This window comes from Oleiphilus sp. HI0079 (assembly GCF_001635105.1).
In genome coordinates, this window is the sequence record NZ_LWFT01000184.1 from 1 (window position 1) to 829 (window position 829).

1 protein-coding gene is annotated in these 829 nt (G+C 45.4%); it reads right to left on the bottom strand.

Annotated elements, in window-relative coordinates; genetic code table 11:
* A partial coding sequence (locus A3750_RS02640; protein ID WP_156498332.1) for a glyceraldehyde-3-phosphate dehydrogenase occupies nucleotides 1-829 on the bottom strand: 829 nt, incomplete at both ends.

Consider the following 829-nt stretch of genomic DNA (forward strand, 5'->3'; position numbering starts at 1 on the left):
TCAATCAGGTTTTGGTCGTTGGTGTAAGCATGCACCGTTTCAACATGACCGTTCTTAATGCCAAACTCGTCGTTAATCACTTTCAAAACGGGCGTAATCGCATTTGTAGTACAAGACGCTGCAGAAAGAATGGTGTCTGAACTTTCGATCGCAGAATTATTGATACCATAAACAATATTTTTGATATCACCTTTGCCCGGAGCAGTTAGCAACACTTTGGATACACCCTTTGACTTAAGGTGCAAACCAAGACCATCTTCATCTCTCCAAATACCTGTGTTGTCAATAACGATAGCGTCGTTAATGCCATACTCTGTGTAATCAACCTGATCTGGGCCGGGAGAGTAGATAACCTGAATACAATTACCGTTAGCGATAATCTGATTCTTGTCATTATCAACAGAAATAGTGCCCTCGAACGGACCATGAACTGAGTCTCGGCGAAGCAAACTTGCCCTCTTCTCAAGATCATTACTAGCGCCACCCTTGCGAACGACAATAGCCTTTAAGCGAAGATTNGTACCTCCACCAGCCTTCTCGATAAGTATACGAGCAAGCAAACGACCAATACGACCAAACCCGTAAAGCACCACATCATGCGACTGACCAGCGCTATCTGAGCCCTTGCCAACTACGTCAGCTAATTCAGCGCGAAGGAACTCTTCCAAACTCGCTCCGCCCGCTCTTTCTTTAAACGCGACAGCCAGCTTGCCAATATCGACGCGCGCATGACCAAGATTTAAGCCAGACATCACCTTAAGTACTTCTAGAGAATCGACCGCAGACAACTCTTTGTTTTCAATCTGGCGAACAAATCGGTGCGATTTGA